This window comes from Psychrobacter pygoscelis (genome assembly GCF_004335015.1).
In the GTDB taxonomy this organism is placed as follows: domain Bacteria; phylum Pseudomonadota; class Gammaproteobacteria; order Pseudomonadales; family Moraxellaceae; genus Psychrobacter; species Psychrobacter pygoscelis.
In genome coordinates this window covers 52,995-69,983 of record NZ_RQRU01000007.1, presented here as the reverse complement: position 1 = coordinate 69,983, position 16,989 = coordinate 52,995, and the positions used below count along the sequence as shown (strand labels likewise).

The 16,989-nt window shown below is 45.1% G+C and carries 14 protein-coding genes; 4 read left to right on the top strand and 10 right to left on the bottom strand.

What is annotated here, in order from left to right:
* Window positions 1-125: 125 nt before the first annotated feature.
* Window positions 126-1,055 (top strand): LysO family transporter, encoded by a 930-nt coding sequence (locus EGV92_RS12630; RefSeq protein WP_131669664.1) that lies wholly within the window; start codon window positions 126-128, stop codon window positions 1,053-1,055.
* An 87-nt stretch (window positions 1,056-1,142) separates the two neighbouring features.
* Here the strand turns inward: EGV92_RS12630 and EGV92_RS12625 are convergent, their stop codons facing one another.
* The 5 genes from EGV92_RS12625 to EGV92_RS12605 all read right to left on the bottom strand — a co-directional run bounded on the left by EGV92_RS12625 (window position 1,143) and on the right by EGV92_RS12605 (window position 6,801).
* Window positions 1,143-1,631, bottom strand: a complete 489-nt coding sequence (locus EGV92_RS12625) for a M48 metallopeptidase family protein (RefSeq protein ID WP_131669663.1) — start codon at window positions 1,629-1,631, stop codon at window positions 1,143-1,145.
* A gap of 35 nt (window positions 1,632-1,666) precedes the next feature.
* Window positions 1,667-3,541 carry a DUF262 domain-containing protein gene (locus EGV92_RS12620; protein ID WP_131669662.1) on the bottom strand — a complete coding sequence of 625 codons (1,875 nt, stop codon included), beginning with the start codon at window positions 3,539-3,541 and terminating at the stop codon, window positions 1,667-1,669.
* A gap of 83 nt (window positions 3,542-3,624) precedes the next feature.
* Window positions 3,625-3,855 (bottom strand): hypothetical protein, encoded by a 231-nt coding sequence (locus EGV92_RS12615; RefSeq protein WP_131669661.1) that lies wholly within the window; start codon window positions 3,853-3,855, stop codon window positions 3,625-3,627.
* Window positions 3,856-4,189: 334 nt separating this feature from the next.
* A complete protein-coding gene (locus EGV92_RS12610; protein WP_131669660.1) occupies window positions 4,190-5,452 on the bottom strand; it encodes an FAD-dependent oxidoreductase in 1,263 nt (420 codons plus the stop codon).
* A 41-nt stretch (window positions 5,453-5,493) separates the two neighbouring features.
* Window positions 5,494-6,801 (bottom strand): FAD-dependent monooxygenase, encoded by a 1,308-nt coding sequence (locus tag EGV92_RS12605; RefSeq protein WP_131669732.1) that lies wholly within the window; start codon window positions 6,799-6,801, stop codon window positions 5,494-5,496.
* A 501-nt stretch (window positions 6,802-7,302) separates the two neighbouring features.
* Between EGV92_RS12605 and EGV92_RS12600 the strand changes: the two genes are divergently transcribed.
* Window positions 7,303-8,394 carry a PhoH family protein gene (locus EGV92_RS12600; protein WP_242678732.1) on the top strand — a complete coding sequence of 364 codons (1,092 nt, stop codon included), beginning with the start codon at window positions 7,303-7,305 and terminating at the stop codon, window positions 8,392-8,394.
* Between the two features lie 140 nt (window positions 8,395-8,534).
* Window positions 8,535-9,098 carry an rRNA maturation RNase YbeY gene (gene ybeY, locus EGV92_RS12595; protein ID WP_131669659.1) on the top strand — a complete coding sequence of 188 codons (564 nt, stop codon included), beginning with the start codon at window positions 8,535-8,537 and terminating at the stop codon, window positions 9,096-9,098.
* Here the strand turns inward: ybeY and EGV92_RS12590 are convergent.
* Complete coding sequence (locus EGV92_RS12590) at window positions 9,085-9,966, bottom strand: mechanosensitive ion channel family protein (protein WP_131669658.1); 882 nt, start codon at window positions 9,964-9,966, stop codon at window positions 9,085-9,087. The two genes, ybeY and EGV92_RS12590, sit on opposite strands and share 14 nt — an antisense overlap.
* A gap of 491 nt (window positions 9,967-10,457) precedes the next feature.
* The gene (locus tag EGV92_RS12585; protein ID WP_207401803.1) at window positions 10,458-11,345 is read right to left on the bottom strand and encodes an energy transducer TonB; all 888 of its coding nucleotides are present in this window, start codon (window positions 11,343-11,345) and stop codon (window positions 10,458-10,460) included.
* 378 nt (window positions 11,346-11,723) lie between these two features.
* Between EGV92_RS12585 and EGV92_RS12580 the strand changes: the two genes are divergently transcribed.
* On the top strand, window positions 11,724-12,491 hold the full coding sequence (locus EGV92_RS12580) for a hypothetical protein (RefSeq protein WP_131669656.1): 768 nt from the start codon (window positions 11,724-11,726) through the stop codon (window positions 12,489-12,491).
* Between the two features lie 91 nt (window positions 12,492-12,582).
* Here EGV92_RS12580 and EGV92_RS12575 read toward each other — a convergent pair whose 3' ends face one another.
* The 3 genes from EGV92_RS12575 to nuoM form a co-directional block, all read right to left on the bottom strand.
* Entirely contained in the window at window positions 12,583-13,410 is an 828-nt protein-coding gene (locus EGV92_RS12575; protein WP_131669655.1) for a ferredoxin--NADP reductase, read from the bottom strand.
* A 276-nt stretch (window positions 13,411-13,686) separates the two neighbouring features.
* Window positions 13,687-15,177 carry an NADH-quinone oxidoreductase subunit NuoN gene (nuoN, locus tag EGV92_RS12570; protein ID WP_131669654.1) on the bottom strand — a complete coding sequence of 497 codons (1,491 nt, stop codon included), beginning with the start codon at window positions 15,175-15,177 and terminating at the stop codon, window positions 13,687-13,689.
* A gap of 3 nt (window positions 15,178-15,180) precedes the next feature.
* Window positions 15,181-16,989: an NADH-quinone oxidoreductase subunit M gene (nuoM, locus tag EGV92_RS12565; RefSeq protein ID WP_131669653.1), complete on the bottom strand. Its 1,809-nt coding sequence runs from the start codon at window positions 16,987-16,989 to the stop codon at window positions 15,181-15,183.

Sequence of the window (16,989 nt, the reverse complement as noted above, 5' to 3'; positions counted from 1 at the left end):
GACAGTAAATCACACCTATCTTTATCGCCATCTCCTAGTACTCTAATAATATCGCAACGTGATACAATCGACGTTTTGCCTTTTTGCGTCGATTGTTGTTTCTCTTGATCGAGTTAGGTTGTGATATGCCGCATCTTGAAAACTTTAAAAGTCTTATTACGCTTGCATTAGTGCTAGCACCTCTATTTGTAGGTTTTGCCCTACCGGCGTCTGAGACCCGAACTAGGCTCGCCGATACACTGCTGTCGTATTTGGTATATTTAATTTTGACGCTGATTGGGGTAGAGCTGTCACAGGTGCACGGCCTGGGCGCGCAAGTGGGCAATATTGCGCTGTATGTACTGGTACTAGCGGTACTAACCATTGGCTCAGGTCTTGTGGCACTTATGCTGCTCGATAAGCTGCAACCATGGCAAGCCCGGCCTACTGACAGTGATGCAGCGCAGCATAAAGTGAGCATCCGCGGTAGCTTGGTTCAGGTAATGTGCGTCGCTATTGGTTTTGGGCTTGGTCGGCTGCTACCCAATACTTGGCTGCCGCCTGAGAATACGATGACGGGTCTGCTGATGGTGTTAATATTACTCGTCGGTATTGGTCTAAAAGGCTCGGGAATTACCCTAAAAGAGGTGATGCTTAATAAGCGCGGCATCCAGATAAGTGCGGTGTTTACGCTGGTGGTCTTAGCGAGCGGTATGCTGTTTGCTCTCTTATTCCGTGAGGTGTCTTTGACGCAAGGTATGGCACTATCCGCCGGATTCGGCTGGTACTCGCTATCGGCTATCGTCATGACCGAAGCTTATGGCGCGGTCTGGGGCAGCGTGGCACTGTTTAATGACTTACTGCGAGAGTTTGCTGCCTTGTTGTTTATTCCGGTCTTTATGCGCCGCTATCCATCGGCAGCGGTAGGGCTCGGTGGGGCAACAAGTTTAGACTTTACCCTACCGGTGATTCAGCGTTCGGGTGGTCTTGCCGTTGTCCCATTAGCGATCAGCTTTGGTTTTATTATTAATATTGTCTCACCAGTGCTGATGGTGGCATTGTCCGCGCTGGGCTAACTTTAGAGTAGTGAAGATAACCGGCAGTGATGCCTTTGCTACGTGGGCATTGAGCCTCTTATGGAGAGCATTGGGTATTAAAGTTAACTATAGCTCGCGCCATAGCAACCAAAGCCGGGTATCTAGCTCAAATTGATGATAGTCCGGCTCCATATGGCGGCAGAGCTGATAGAAAGCCTTGCTGTGTTCCTTCTCTTTAAAATGCGCCAATTCGTGCACGACAATCATCCGTAAGAACTCAGGTGGCGCTTCTTTAAACAAGCTGGCTACCGTGATGCTATTATTCGATTTTAGCTTACTACCTTGTACGCGAGATTGATAAGTGTGCATGCCTAGCGCTGCTTTGAGCACCTTAAGCTTGCTGTTGTAGCTGACCTGCGATAGTGGGCTACTCTTGCGCATGTACTGGTTTTTTATGTCGCTAATATAGTCGTACAGTGCTTTGTCGCTTTGAATCTCGTGCTGATTGGGGTACTTATTTATGAGATAATCCCCTAACTGGTCATTACTAATAAGCAGTCGAGCTTGGTCTTGAATCTGCTCTGAGTAATGAGAGATGTACTTTAGGGTGGTCACTGGGATGTCCTTTGTCTCAACCTTTTAATACTTTTTTACTGCTTTGTCGTTTCACCCTTCATCAAAGGAGGACTCCAGACTTTAATAAATAGCTCTGCCAATTTCTTGGAACGCTCTATAATCTTTTCTTCATTCCATACTGCTAAGTTATCGTCACTTTCAGGCTGAAAATAAAGATTTAGGTTATTTTTACTATATTTTAAAATTTCTGGACGTTTAGATTCCCAAGATCCATTTGAAATTGATGGATTTAAACTATTTGTAATTAATGTAAGATTGCCAATAGTGTCCTTAAGTATGTTGCGTCTAGCCTTATACTCAACTATTTCTTCTGGTTTTAAATCCTCTTGAGGTATAGGCCAATGTCTACTCCAGTCTACAGGCAATATATGTTCTATAGTTAAGTTGCGCTGAATTGGCATTAATTCAGTTTTAGGATGATGGGAAGCACTATCAATAGCCTCCAGAATAGCGCGAATTTTGTATTGAGCCATACGTTTGTAAATAGGTGTATCAACCAACTGTTTTATCACCTCATCATCACTCGGCATTCGCGAACTATCACTTTCACTCTTGGACAATATCTTATGAATATCATTCACCGTAATTTGTGAATCATGATCTACTTTATAAATTTCTTTTAGAACTTCAATAAAATATCGATTATAATTTTTTGTAGTAAGACCGCATACCATTCTTCTAACTAAATAAGATTCGATTAGACCTAAGACGTCATATAATTCTTTAGTTTCATTATTCCACAGTTTCATTATCAATAATAATAAAGGATACACTGTAGCTGTATTTACAGCTTCCAAACGATATAGGAATAATTCTAGTCTAGGGTCTTGCGGTTGTGTAATCTCTCGATATAACTTAGCGAAGGCTTTTAAAGCGACTAGGTGTTCTTCTACATTTTTTGGGTGTGCAAAAAATTTATTATTAAATTTACTATAGTTGTCTTCTGTGTCATTTACATATGCTTTAAATGAATCAAATAAGTGCGATATTTTAATATCATCCTGTAGCATTAAGCTTAGATAATTCTGTAAAAACCAATCAATTCTAGGCCTTTTTGTCCTACCTTGATTAACCTCTGTTCGCCAAAAATCCCCATCGAACTCTAACCAATATTCATTATATAACTTTTCAACCTCTGCCTCTGTACCTTCAGCCTTTCGAAATAAAAAGTTTTTAATTAAATCGGCAGGCAGTAACTGTGTACCTCGAGCATTTAGCGTTTCGAATATCACTTGAGCTTCATCTTGTGAATGCAAATCAATGACCACAATTTGCAAGTGTTCACGTACTACTTGCCATAATGCATCTAAGCAGTTTTCAACTTCATTATATTCTTTAAACCACTCTTCAAGCTGTCTGGTGAAGTACTGATAAGCTTTAAATATCTGACTTTGCAAAATCTTACTGTCAAGCTGACTATAACGTTCTTCGTTATATAAGCTCAGATGATGTACTACTTCAAAGGCTTCTCTATCACTATTTGTGGGCCATACTTTATAAGCCTCATAATCTAAGTCTACCTTGCTACGGCGATTGGTAACTAAGTCATTAAATCTATCATAGAGCTTAGTATTCTCATACTTAGCGCATAAATCTCTAATAGCTATCATTAATATTTGCAGTGTCGTAAATCGTTGCTGACCATCTATTACTTGTCTAGTCTCTATAGATCCAGTTGCATTGTTAACCCGCTCCAATACAACTGCACCTAAAAAGTGACTCCGGCAATTCTCATCTGATAAATATCGGTCTGCTACACTAACAATATCATACCAAAGGTGACACCAGTTCTTATCTTCTGTCCAGACGTAAGGTCGTTGAAATAACGGAATTTGATAAGAGACAGTACTGTCAAAAATTCTCTCTAGATTACGGGCGTTAGCTTCCACAGACAGAAATCCTTTAATAAAAATTAATAGAATGTAAACTATGTTACTGGCAATATATTGTTAAATAAGTAATTAAAAACTGGTTAAATATTTTTTCGGTAATCGATTGCGCAAAACCTCTCATCTTTATCGCCACTTTTTTTGAACTTATTATCAACAGAATCTTTTAATCGCAGTGACAAACTTTGACTCTTGAAGAATGCCCGAAACTCCATTCTCAGTAGGCCGACTAAGGATATAGAGGCAGGACAGCCTCGCGCATCAATGGTAATATGAAACGGCGTAGCTAGACACTCATTTCGGTCACCATTCATTACACCTGCATCACTATCCACATTGATAATGACATTAGGCTTAACGATATTTTGGACTTAGCTTTGCTCAATATAGTCAACCCACAATAACATTGCTACAAGGAAGCCAAACGTAGGCTATATAGTAGTATGACGAGTGAGGATGACAGCGTAACAGTTTTATTGTGGGCCGACTATAGATATAACGATTTTAGCAGGTAGGGTTTGGCAAGCAGATAGAACAACCCCACTTGCCATTACTATAACTCCTTTTGAATTTGTCATTTTTATTTTTATCCTATGACATAAGCTAATAGATAACCTAGCCCAAAGCCTTAGACTATCTAACCAACCCCTAAACCCCACTCGCCTGCTTCGCAAACAGCCGCATCAAAGGTTTGATTTTGCTGACGCGGTACATGCCCTCACTGCGAATCTGCTGCACCGGTCTTAGCGCGGCAAACTCACCAGCGAATAGCCAATTCATCGCCGAAAAACTGTGCATCATCATACTGTTATGTGGACGACGGGCGCGCTCATAGCGGCGCAAGGTAGAGTATGCCGCCCAACTATTACCACCACTGCGCTGCCAATCGTGATGTAATATCTCAAACAACGCAATGACATCAAGTAAGCCCAGATTCAGCCCCTGACCTGCCAATGGATGCACCCCATGTGCGGCATCACCGACTAGCGCTAGATTGTCACGGACATAAGTATCAGCTTGCTGCGCGGTCAATGGGAAGCTGGCGATAGATTCAATCTGTTCAATTTTACCCAGCTCATAGCCGCAAGCAGTAGCCAAACTCGCGGCGATTTGCTTATCTGAGTCCTCAAGTATATCCAGAGCTTGGTTGCTCGGTAGCGTCCAGACTACGGATTGCCAATGCTGAGGGTTGGCTTTATCTTCATCGGTAATATCAGCTAGGGGGAGTAAAGCGAGCGTTCCCGTCGGTAGCATCGCTTGGCGCGCCGTCGCCAGATGTGGTTTTTCAGTCTTAATTGCGCAGCAAATGGCGGTCTGACGATAGTCCAAGGTGTCAAGAGCAATGCTGGCTTGTCTGCGCACAAAAGAGCCGCGACCATCAGCACCGACGACCAGCTTACCTTGGATATGCTCGCCACTACTTAAAGTGACACGATATCCTGCTTGGCTACCGAGCCAATCCAAATCAGTTACTTTTTGCCCTGCGATAACGGTCACATAATCACTAACGTCATCGTCCTGAAGCCGCTGCCAAAGCACATGTTCAATGACAAAGGGCTCGACCATACTGCCGAGCAGCTTTGGAACAACTGCCTCATCATCACCAAATCTCAGCTCACCGATACCATCTTGCTGCCAGACTTGCATCTGTGAGTAGTCAGCCTTACGCTGCGACGCCGCTATCTTTTGCCAAACCCCGATGTCTTTGAGTAGACCAATACTAGCAAGGCTAAGCGCATACACTCGGGCATCGCGTTGGCTCAACTTCTCTTCCCAGTCAGTCTGGGTTAACGGTGGCCGAGCATCGATTAAGGTCACTGGCAACTGAGCTTGAGCCAGTTTTAGAGCAAGGCTTGCGCCCACAATGCCGCCGCCGATGATAAGGGTGTTATTATTTTGCTCTTTGGTCATGGTCTACACCTTAATTGTCTTCTTCATTGCTATTACCAGCTCTAAGCTTTAAGCCCCATCGCATAAGTCGCAACCAGTGGCTTAATATTAGGCAATTTATCAAAGGCTAATAGGGCTAAATTGCGCGCGATTTTCACTGCGGGATTGGGGTGGGTGAAGCCATGTACCACCGCATCACAGAAGCGAATGACCCGCTTTTGGTCTTTTTGCCGTGCCTGCTCATAGCGACTCAGCATCTGAGTATCACCGATATCTTCACCACGCAGCACTTGGCTCGCCAGCATTTGCGCGAGCACATGAGCATCACGCATACAAAGGTTGAAGCCCTGCCCTGCTACCGGATGCAAGGTATGCGCGGCATTGCCCATGATGACGCAGCGACCAGCGACTTGCTTGTCTGCTAGTACGCGAGTGAGTGGATAAGCACCGCGTCTACCGACTTTTACGAAGCTGCCCGCCCGTTGCCCAAAGGCGCTCTGTAGCGTAGCTAAGAATAATTTTTCATCCTCAAGGTATTGCTGCTCTTCACCCTTACGGCATACCCACACTACCGAGCGGCGATAGCCTGCTTGTTGAGGGTTGTGACCATCTCCATCTGAATCTGTCAATGGCAGTACCGCCAAAGGCCCTGCGGGGCTAAAGCGCTCAATAGCGATATGCTCGTGCGGCTTATCGGTCTGTACCACACCGACGATAGCTGACTGCTGATAGTCATAAGCCTGAGTGCCGATACCTAGCAGCTCACGCACGGTAGAGTCGCGACCATCACAGGCCACTAACATAGTGCCCGTAAGCTGCTGCCAGCCAACTTGCTCGGCTTCATTGACAGCACTTGTGTCACTTTTAGCTCTAGTTTGACTGTCAGCGCTGCTGTCACTATTAACTTGAATATCAATTGTCACGGATTGACTTGATTGGGCAACGTTAGTGACCGTAGCACCATCAATCACGGTGATTAGCGGACTGGCTTGAACCGCAAGCAGAAGCTTTCGACCCAACCAAGCGTTTTCCATCACCTGACCAAAAGACTCAACCTTTTCCTCAGCTTTATTCAACGCCGCTTGGCCAAAGCTCCCTTGCTCACTGATCTGCACCGCATCAATACGGCAGGCGTGGCTTTGTAGCTCATCCCAAAGGCCGATCTCTTGATAGATCTGTACCGTGCGCCGCGACAGAGCCGTATTGCGACTGTCTAAATAATGGCTACGCTGAGCATCATCATCAGGACTGATATAAGGGTAGCGGTTTTTCTCGATAAGGGTGCTTGCAATACCGTGATGCGCCAGTAATAGTGCGAAAGACAAGCCCACGTGCCCACCGCCTGCTATGAGGACGGTCTGCTCAGTCATGTTTTTTTTGTTAATAGCGTTAGGGTCGCATTCGGTCTTAGAGATATGAGCGGTCTGATTCATGATATTGACTCAAATATTGCTAGGAATTAAAGAGAGTGTGGCGGTTTTTTTACATTATTAGAGTAGCATATTATCACTTTGAATCCTCAACTCACCTTGTACATATTGTTGCGCGCAAGCCACATCAGTTGAATAACAGGTGTGCACAAAGTTTTAATCCACCGCTAACCGTGAGCTTCTTATCTTCAGGCTTTTGAGCTTAGCTTTTGGCACAGACCAATCACACCTTTACTACAAAATTGCTGGTCGTTGCTGATGGCTTTGCTTGAATTTTTGCCACAAACTACCATAATAAAGAGATAAGCAAATTTAACCCATCAGTATTGATTCACCATTTAAAGTAACGTCATTAAATAAAGCCCGTCCAATCTATCTAGCGCCTGAATAAATTTCGTAATTTTATAGTAATAAAACTATTACCGACAAAAGGATACCCACTTGACTGACGCCATTACTCGGAAAGTAAACTTAGACTTTTTAACTTCACCACAACTTAAGGTCCTCTTAGGCGAGTATAATAATCATATCAAATACATCCAAGATCGCCTCGATATCAACATCAGCCAACGCCAACATGATATCACCTTATCTGGTGACTTGACGGCGATTGAGCGTGCTGAGAACATCATCAATAAGCTTGCTGATGAGGCGCAGACCGCTAAGCATATCAGCCCAGAAGAGCTGCATCTCATCATCCAATCAAGCGTCTCTCGCGCCAAAGAAGCCGAGGACGAAGCTGAGAGGACTCTTGAGCAGCCAGACGAATACAATCCGGTCAGCCTGCGTACCCGCAAAGGCAAAATCATCCCGCGTGGGGGCAATCAGCAGCGCTACGTCAAGCGCATCTTAACCTCAGATGTGTCGTTCGGTGTAGGCCCTGCTGGTACTGGTAAGACTTATCTTGCCGTGGCATGTGCCGTCGATATGCTTGAGCGTAACGAGATCGAGCGTATCTTATTGGTGCGTCCTGCAGTAGAAGCGGGTGAAAAGCTTGGCTTCTTGCCTGGTGACTTATCGCAAAAGATTGATCCATACCTGCGTCCTTTATATGATGCGCTGTATGAGATGCTCGGCTTTGAAAAAGTCGGTAAGATGATTGAACGACAGATTATTGAGGTAGCTCCCCTTGCCTACATGCGTGGTCGCACCTTGAATAACTCTTTTGTCATCTTGGACGAAGCGCAAAATACCACACCTGAACAGATGAAGATGTTTTTGACGCGATTGGGCTTTGGCTCACGTGCCGTCATTACTGGCGATATCACCCAAGTGGATCTGCCGCGTGGTCATAAGTCTGGTCTTGCTCAAGCGCTACAGATTTTGGGTAAAATTGATGAGATTCACATCACTAAATTTGACTCAAAAGACGTGGTACGCCATCAGTTGGTCCAGAAGATCGTCGAAGCTTATGATGTCTTTGATGAAGAGCAAGAGTCGATCAAAGAAGCGCGAAAACAGGCCAGAATAGCGGAGCAAGATCGCCGCATGGTAGAGGCCGCCGCGTCAGCAAATAATGCACCAAAAGCTTAGCTATAACTCATGAATCACCTAGAAAAGCTGGATTTGATATCCGGCTTTTTTATGCTGATTAGCTTCTATACATTCACAGCCGTCCATGATAACTAGGCCAAACACTTCTATAACTCAATTAATGTGGAATATAAATTGATATGACAACAGCGTCAGAATCACCCAGCGCCTTTATTAGCGTCAGCGAGGCCGAGACAATTGATCCAACAGTAATAGCCGAATTTTATGACAATGACAACATCCAAAAGATACTCACCACCACGCTGGCTTATATGAATCAGCAGCTGCAATCTGGTCTAGTATTTCCTTATTTTACAGAGGTTGATGCTACGCTATGGCAGCAAAAACCTAAAGAGTTAGATGTCTATATTACTGATGAAGAGGAAGGTCGCCAGCTCAATTTGGACGCTCGCGGCAAAGATTATGCGACCAATATCTTATCCTACCCAAGTGACTTGCCTACTTTTATACTGGCTGAGCTGCCTACCCTACCCTTGGGTGAGCTTATCCTCTGTCAAAGCGTCGTTGAGCAGCAAGCGAGCGAGCAAGGCAAGCCGCTTAAGGATCATGTGACGCATCTTTTAGTGCACGGCATCTTGCATCTACTAGGTTTCGACCACGAATTGGGGCAAGCAGAACAAGACGAGATGGAGAGCTTTGAGATCGCTATTTTATCCCACCTTGGAGTAGCTAATCCTTATTAAGATGGCGCGATATAGCACTCTGAGTGTCGGTATTGCTCAGTAGCTTCTCAAAGCCCTCAATCTGAATACTGCGCTGCGGAAAGGGAATATTAATGTTATTCGCATCCATAGCCACCTTGATATGCTCAAGTAAGTCACAATTGACAGTCCACCAATCACCATTGGTCGACCACACATTGAGGGTAATATCTACCGAACTATCTCCAAGATTGGTCACCCGTACCAACGGCTCAGGATCTTTGAAGACCAGTGGGTGCTCACTGGCTACCGCAAGCATGATGTCCTTAGCTACCTTGATATCATCGTTATAGCCAATCCCTACGGTGATATCTACCCGGCGATTGGGCAACGAGGTGTAGTTGATCACCTCGGTGGTGGATATTTTACTGTTAGGGATAATCAGCTCATGATTATTAATCGTGATAAGCCGCGTGTGTAAGATAGTAATCAGATCGACAGTACCTAGAGTGTCATTTACCTCGATATAATCACCCCGACTAAATGGGCGAAATATGACGATAACTAGACCGGCGGCAAAGTTTGACAGTTGATCCTTTAAAGAGATACCGATAGCGACCGTAGCACCGCCAAGGATGGCGACTATCGAATTGGTATTGACACCCAGCTGACCCAATGCCGCTATAATAACGACGACCAATAAGATACCGTAGAGTATATTGCTCAAAAAACGTGCCACTGTCTCATCTAGGCGGCTGCGCTGCATCATCTTATCAGCGACTTTAATAATCCGCTCTACCAACCACTTACCAATGACAAATATCAGGATGGCGACTGCCAACTTGATACTCAGCGCTACCGCAGTCGCAACTATACGTTCAATATCGAATATTAGACTCAGGTCTTTCATAAGCTTATATACTTCTCATTAAGGAGATGAGCACGCAATTATAAACGATAAACTCTCTTATAAAAGGTGCGTATGGCTAAGAGATGGCCATAGCATTAATCAATAGGCTCAAGATAGCAAGGCGGGAGATTAGTGCAACTATGACAATAAAAGCAGCATGGTCTTGTCGATCAAAGCAAAGAGCTGGTGACTATAAATACGTCAACTACAGTCAATCCATCTTAGATTTGCCCCAAAGTCGTTGGGATGAATTGATGAATTTACGCCCACCTCACGCCTTGGTCATCTTATGACTGCTAGCAATAAATTTATACTAACGACGGTTTTACGTAGCAGTTTTACATAGGATTGACTGTATTTAAGGGCAGAATATAGGGTAAATATAGCAACTTTTACCCATGAAACTCTATTACCATCAATTAACAATAAGTCCTAGGCAATAGCTAGCCAGCTTAGGCTTAGCTAGTCAGACAGTCATTTAGACAGTCAGTCTAAAAAGTTACCTCGACAGTATCACTATAGCGATAAGTTCGAATAAGCCGCAGCTCAGCAACGTCTTTCATCTCAGCCGTGAACTTACCAAACGGCGCGGCCTCACGGACCGACTGTTTTGCCGCCTCATCCAAGATCACCGACCCTGATGACTCTAGCAGTCGAATGGCTTTTACATAGCCATTGGGCTTGATAATGACCATCAGTCGCACCTCTCCGGTGATACCTTGCGCCAGTGCTTGCGGCGGATAATATTGATTGCCCACCTGCTCGACCTGATGACGAAACTGCTCGACATACTCTACCATATCACCTTTGGTCGTTGAGTTACCATCGACAGTCACAACCTTGGACTTAGTGGCGAATACCTGCTCGCGTTGAGACAGCTGCGCCTCTAAGGTGGCTATCTGTTTACGTAGCCGTTTCTCTTGAGCCATCAGGTCATTTGATAGTTTTTCATTGTCGTTATTCTCATCCACCTCCGCATCACGCCAGCTCAATGTGGTGTGCAGATAGCTCTGCTGCGCTTGCTGCGGACGTACTTGCGAATCAAGATTGATGACATCTTGAGTCTCTTGCATCTGCTGATCGCTCATTGGACTGATCTGCTTACTCTCTTGACGCAGTTGCTGGCGCACCTCGCCGCCCCCTACCTGCGAAGCATTGGCGATATATTTGGCATCCTTATTGAGCTCCATATTATCACTCAATACCTTGGCCACATCTTGCACCATAGCAGCGGGGTCTTTATTTGTTGAGAAGCTCACTCCGAATATCAATAGCGCATGAGCAGTGACAGCAATGATAATCGCCACTAACATGGTCATATCTTGCTTTGCTAGCACTGCTAAAGCGCGGCGGTGTTGAGTATTATTGGTTTGGGTCATCATACTTCTAATAGATTATAGAGTATTGTTGCCACTTGAAACTGCTGGGCACTGCATTTGGGTGAGCCTTAGACTTAGATAAGCCGCTAATAAATAAGCACTTAAAGATACCGCAATAAGGTCAAATCATCTTACCTCACTCAATGGTGCAGCCTATCTTATTTTCCCATTCTATTCAATCCCATAGCACAATCCTATGCGCTATCCTACAAGAATGATACTACAGCTGACCATTGCCATTGAAGTCACACAACCACATAACGATAGTGCTCGACGTGTAAATAAAATTTGCTACAATAGCTTCTATCTTTGCCAGTCGATTGCCATTAATTGGTACTAGCCTACTTTATAGCCGCATTATAATGATGCATAAGGACAATGAGCTTGAGCGATTTTGATCAATTTTCTGATAGTGTTGGCTTTCGCTTCTCTGAAAGCTTTAGTGACACTTGGGGCGGTTTTACCCAGACTTTAAAGCAGTGGTATAACAAAGCGACCAATGTGGTAGAAGACGAATTCTCCCTTCCGGTCAGCCAAAAGCAGATCAATGATGCTTTGCAGAAGTTTGTCACAGATAATGTAGGGGCAATATTAGAGCTGCGTGTTGAGCTGCATGACGACTGGTTCCGCCTTTACTGTACGGTAAATGCCGCTGGTATTTATGCAGAGGTTGCCAGTAACTTTGGCTTGGTCCATGCACAGCTTGACCGTAATGTTCAACGCTTTGTCTTCGCGCAAAAGACTTATACCGATGTGTTGAATCTACGCTGTGAGTCATTTATCAAGCGTCAAGGTATCAAGCTTGCCATTTGGTTCTACCATAGCGTCCTCAAAAAAGACCCGCTAGGCTTTATTTTAAGCTATATTAATATCGCTCGGCCCAAAGACAATATCATCTACCTTGATATTCATCGTTGGCTCAAAAAGAATAAAAAGATCATGACCGCGCTGCACAAAGTCCAAGTCAACTACGGTAAAGTTGAAGAAGAGCAGCTTATCTTAAAGACGCAAGTTAACTACCGTGATCTTATCTCAGTCAGTGAAGGCGACAATATCTTAAGCGATAAAGATGACCCAGAGCCTGAGCTAATGAAAGGCCCCATCAATCCCGTCAGCGATGCCACTGACCCAAGCCAAGAAGCCTAATTCAGTATTACGCCCCCTTCCTATTTCGAAGGAAGGGTTGGCACAGGTTGCCCTTGCTAAGACTCTTGCTAAAAAGAAACAGTGGTATATGCTACCAATAGTTCTCCACCGCAATATTGCCTTCACCGCGCCGATTCATCGTTAGTCCTAGAGACTTAAGCGCTTCTTTGGTGTCCTCTACCATATCTGGATTACCACACAGCATAATGTGCGTACTTTCAGGGTCTAGCTCCAGCCCCACATGACGCTGTAATGTGCCGTCAAGGAGCAATTTAGGCAAGCGTTCAGTTAATGCCCCCTCGACAGACTCACGAGTGACAATAGGCACAAAAGTAAACTTAGCTGGATTGTCCACCAAGCTGGTGAAGTCCTCAGTAATCTGCTGAATACGCTCAACGTAGGCCAGCTCTGACTTAGTTCGAGCGCTATAAGCTAAGATAATATTGTCGTAATCTTGCCAAGTTTGCAAGTCTTGCAGCATAGATAAAAATGGGGCTAATCCCGTGCCGGTCGCCAGTAACCATAAGTCTTTAGGTAGCGGTTTTTGATACCTGGCTAGGGTCAAGAAGCCAAATGGCGTGGTCTTTAATAGTAGCTCATCCCCCACTTGTAAATGCTGTAGCTGTGAAGTGAATGCCCCATCAGGAATGACAATTGAGAAGAACTCCAGCTCTTCATCAAAGGGCGATGAGACAATCGAATAGGCACGAAAGATATCTTCATTGACGGGATTATCTGAATCATCAACTTGTCTTTCTTTATTTTTATAGACCATTAGCTTACTAGGGTTAACACCCAATCGTACAAATTGACCGGCCGTAAACTTAAAGCTCTCCGGCCGCGTCACCGTAAAGCTAAATAACGTCGGTGTCCACGTGGTCTTGCTCAATACTTTGACAGGTTGAATCGAATCACTCATAACTACTCTTCTTAAATATTGATAGCATGTCTAAAGATAATAGGGCCTGTTGAATATATAAATATTAAGGTAATTGACGGCTAAAATCGCCTCAAACTAGGTATAAAGCAACCATAATATCAAGACCTGAGTGCTATACGCCAAGCTCGCCCTTGTCTTATTCATAAAAACAGCCCCAAGCGTAACATAACGTGGGGCTGATTAAGCTTATAAATTAAGATACTAATACCTGATTAACAATCCTATAAACGTCATGATTGCTATAGGCTTACTTAACTACCAAATTAGTGCAAACGAGGTCCACTCGATAAGACTGTTTGGCAAGATACCAAAGTACACCACCAGCAGTGTCACTGCCATAATCATGATACCACCAGCACCAATGCCCCAATGCCAAGTCGCATCATACTCGATAAACTTCTTAGGTCGTTTGAACAACGTCAGCATAACGCGTAGATAATAGTATAAGCCAATAGCACTACCAATGATAATCATCGCTGCGAGGAACCACTGCTGACCCTGAACGGCTGCCAGTACGGCAAAGAGCTTACTAATAAAGCCTGCAGTTAACGGAATACCAGCCAGTGATAACATCATAATGGTCATGACAGCAGTCAATACTGGACGACGCCAAAATAGCCCATGATAGTGTATAAGCTCACCTGCTTCACCACTAGCGCGATATGGGCTAGACATCAACGTCACTACCCCAAACGCCCCAATTGAAGTCATCGCATAGACTGCCATGTACAAGGAAGCCGTTCTTTGTGCTTCAGCGCCGATACTGACAAGTGCAATCAGCACGTAGCCCATATGCGCTATAGATGAATAGCCGAGCAGTCGCTTGAGATTGGTCTGACGCACTGCCAATAAGTTACCCACTAAGATAGATAAGGCAGCGATGACCATCAGTAACAGCTGCACAGACGCTAATGCCAATAATTCAGAACCAATTAGGAAACGAACTACCAAAGCCATCATGGCGACTTTACTAACAGAGGCCAAAAACGTCGCAACTGGTGCTGGTGCACCTTCATAGACGTCAGGTGTCCAAGCATGGAAGGGCGCGGCAGACAGTTTAAAGGCGACAGCAAATATCATCAGCGCCGACCCAGCGATCACCAACGGCGAGGCAAATAACGCCGGTAACACCGTACTAATCTCTCTAAAATGCAGCGTACCAGTCTCAGCATAGATAAGTGCCATACCCATTAGTAGAGTGGCAGAAGCGGTCGCTGACAGTACCAAATACTTCAGTCCCGACTCCAAAGAGCGCTCTCGCATAAAGGTATACGCCAGCATGCCATATAGCGGTACTGATAGCAGCTCAAGACTCATAAAGAATGACGCCATATGCTGCGCGGATACCATAAACATCGCACCGGCCGTAGACAATAGCATCAGCAAATACAGCTCATCTTTATTGTCTTTTAGCGTCGATAGATAAGCATAAGACAGTGTGCAACAAGCTAATGCTGCAACCAGCACTACCATCATATTAAACTGGGCGAAGTGGTCGATGACGAATAGCTGTTCGCTAGCGACCACCATCTGCGCAGGGGTCAACTGCAACTCTCCAAACCCCCACATTTGTGCCAACAATATGCCTAGACCGACATTTAACCCGATGACACTAATGGTGCCGGTGATAAAATGTGAGCGTCTAGAGGCAATAGCCAGCATCACAAATAAGATAGTCATCACCACTGCGAGTATCGGTGCAAAAGGCGCAAGCCTCATCAAATCATTCATCATTAATTCACTCATGACTTAACGTGCCTCCATCGCACCAAGAGATTGCGTCTGCTCTAATTGTGAGACTTCACTATAGACATAAGCATTATTAATCCACTGCATGGCTTGACTTGATGTATCCAGCACATGCTGCGGATAAAGACCAAGCCATACCAATCCAGCAGCTAAAACAAGTAATAAAGACAGCTCACGTTTGCCCAAATCACGGACACGGACAGTAGGGGCCGGCTCAGTGATTAACGTAGCATTCGGCGCAGTCGATGCCGTATTCATTGCGGCCACCTCATGAGAGGAATGACGCGATCGATAGGCGCTATTAAGCTTAAATTCTGTACCAGCTACCTGCTGAGCTGCACTAGGATGCAGCGCTCCTGAATCATGCTTTTCACGTTGCGCTTCATGCCGCGCATGAGCACGTGCTTGATTGGCAGCGATTTGCTTAACATCGTTGTCACCAAATAGCGCTTTATGAATCAGGATAAGCGAATACAGCCCTGCTACCACCAAGCTGGTGGTCGCTAAAATGACAAATAGCGGGTACTGGGCAAAAGCCCCCATTAATATCAAGAACTCTCCAATGAAGTTACCAGTACCAGGGATCCCCAGTAGCGCTGCGCAGAAGAACATTAGCATCGGCGCATAATAACGAAACTCGCCCCACATGCCGCCCATCAAGCGCAGATCACGAGTATGCATACGCTCATATAGCTGACCTGCCATGATAAATAACGCAGCAGAGCTGAGGCCATGTGCCAACATCTGGATCATTAGCCCTTGTAGACTGAGCAGCGTTCCGGCATAGATAGCCAGTACCACAAAGCCCATATGCGAGACACTGGTGTAAGCCAATAACCGCTTAACATCGGTCTGCATAAAGGCCAGCCATGCGCCATAAAAGATACCAATCGTCCCTAGAGTCATCGCAATCGGGGCAAAGTCTTGGGAGGCGTTGGGAAATAACGGCAGGACGAATCGAATTAAGCCATAAGCCGCCGTTTTAATAAGAATACCGGCCAAATCCACCGAACCTGCGGTCGGCGCCTGAGCATGGGCATCAGGCAGCCAGCCGTGAAAAGGCATAATAGGCAGCTTGACCGCGAAGCCGATAAAAAAGCACAACATCAATGGATATTCCCAATCACCAAGCTGGGTCTGTAATAAATCTTCGTAGTTAAAACTGGCTTGTCCGGTCTGAAAAAAGTTAAGGATGACCAGAATTAAGATTCCGACCAACATGATAAGACCCGAGGCCTGAGTATAGATAAAGAACTTGGTTGCCGCGTATTCTTTAGTCTTACCGCCTATAGCATCGTGACCCCAAATAGCAATCAAGAAGTAGATAGGGACCAGCATCATCTCCCAAAAGAAGAAGAATAAGAACATATCAATGGCCAAAAATACCCCAATGACGCCGCCAAGACTCCATAGTAAATTAAGATGAAAAAAGCCAACTCGGCGCTGAATTTCATTCCACGAGCAGCCAACTGCCATAATACCTAATAAGGCAGTCAAAGCGACCATCAATAGCGACATACCATCCATAGCCAAATGAAAGCTGATACCAAAGCTAGGTATCCATGGCAGCATATACTCAGCCATCCAAGGCGTCGCAGCTGTCGGAGCGATCACTTGCTCGCTCATTCCAGCAAAAGTACCAGCCTGCCATAGCTGAATCGTCAAACCAAAGGTAATTATCATACCAATGAGGGCAATCCAACGCGGCAAGCGAGTATTAAGCTTCTCTACCAGCCAGCATAATAAGCCTGCAATAAAGGGCACAGCAATTAAGGCGGGCAGTTGCCATACTTGTTGAAACTCTGTCAT

Excerpts from the sequence above, each read along its gene's own strand:
- EGV92_RS12630 (WP_131669664.1), top strand. The coding sequence starts at position 126 with ATGCCGCATCTTGAAAACTTTAAAAGTCTTATTACGCTTGCATTAGTG.
- EGV92_RS12615 (WP_131669661.1), bottom strand. The coding sequence starts at position 3,855 with ATGAATGGTGACCGAAATGAGTGTCTAGCTACGCCGTTTCATATTACC.
- EGV92_RS12610 (WP_131669660.1), bottom strand. The coding sequence starts at position 5,452 with ATGACCAAAGAGCAAAATAATAACACCCTTATCATCGGCGGCGGCATT.
- EGV92_RS12605 (WP_131669732.1), bottom strand. The coding sequence starts at position 6,801 with ATGACTGAGCAGACCGTCCTCATAGCAGGCGGTGGGCACGTGGGCTTG.
- ybeY (WP_131669659.1), top strand. The coding sequence starts at position 8,535 with ATGACAACAGCGTCAGAATCACCCAGCGCCTTTATTAGCGTCAGCGAG.
- EGV92_RS12590 (WP_131669658.1), bottom strand. The coding sequence starts at position 9,966 with ATGAAAGACCTGAGTCTAATATTCGATATTGAACGTATAGTTGCGACT.
- EGV92_RS12585 (WP_207401803.1), bottom strand. The coding sequence starts at position 11,345 with ATGACCCAAACCAATAATACTCAACACCGCCGCGCTTTAGCAGTGCTA.
- EGV92_RS12580 (WP_131669656.1), top strand. The coding sequence starts at position 11,724 with ATGAGCTTGAGCGATTTTGATCAATTTTCTGATAGTGTTGGCTTTCGC.
- EGV92_RS12575 (WP_131669655.1), bottom strand. The coding sequence starts at position 13,410 with ATGAGTGATTCGATTCAACCTGTCAAAGTATTGAGCAAGACCACGTGG.
- nuoN (WP_131669654.1), bottom strand. The coding sequence starts at position 15,177 with ATGAGTGAATTAATGATGAATGATTTGATGAGGCTTGCGCCTTTTGCA.
- nuoM (WP_131669653.1), bottom strand. The coding sequence starts at position 16,989 with ATGACAGAGTTTCAACAAGTATGGCAACTGCCCGCCTTAATTGCTGTG.